Source organism: Oleiphilus sp. HI0132 (assembly GCF_001635845.1).
In genome coordinates, this window is sequence record NZ_LWGJ01001061.1 from 1 (window position 1) to 670 (window position 670).

Annotated in this window: 1 protein-coding gene; it reads right to left on the minus strand. The window is 47.2% G+C overall.

Annotation, left to right across the window (positions count from 1 at the left end; all coding sequences use genetic code 11):
* Positions 1 to 670 (minus strand): chorismate synthase (gene aroC, locus A3766_RS13300; RefSeq protein ID WP_068642334.1); only part of this gene is annotated, 670 nt, incomplete at both ends.

The following is a 670-nucleotide window of genomic DNA, read 5'->3' on the forward strand; positions in this document are numbered from 1 at the left end:
TGGGCGTAGCGCGAATACCCACACACGGGTCGTGACGGCCTTTAGTTGATACTTCAATCTGATTCCCTGCGGTATCAATACTTCTACCCGGCAAATGAATACTTGAAGTCGGTTTCAAGGCCATATGTGCAACAATATCCTGCCCGGTTGAAATACCACCTAAGACACCGCCCGCGTGATTCGAAAGAAACCCTTCCGGCGTCATCTCGTCTCTATGCTCTGTGCCCTTTTGCTCAATACAATCAAAACCTGCACCAATTTCCACACCTTTTACGGCATTGATACTCATAAAGGCATGCGCCAGCTCGGCATCTAGCCGGTCAAAGATTGGCTCACCCAAACCAGGTGGTACATTGCGTGCAACAACAGAAATTTTCGCGCCAATAGAGTTACCCTCTTTATTCAGCGCTTTCATATAATCTTCCATCTCACCGACTTTACCGGCATCAGGGCAGAAAAATGGATTGTCATTGACGATAGACATATCCACTTTTTCAACTTTAATTGGACCCAGCTGAGACAGGTAACCGTTGATTTCAATACCAAACGATTGCTTCAAGTATTTCTTGGCGATAGCACCCGCTGCAACACGCATTGCTGTTTCTCGAGCAGAAGAACGACCGCCCCCGCGGTAATCCCTGAAGCCATATTTCTGGTTGTAAGCATAATC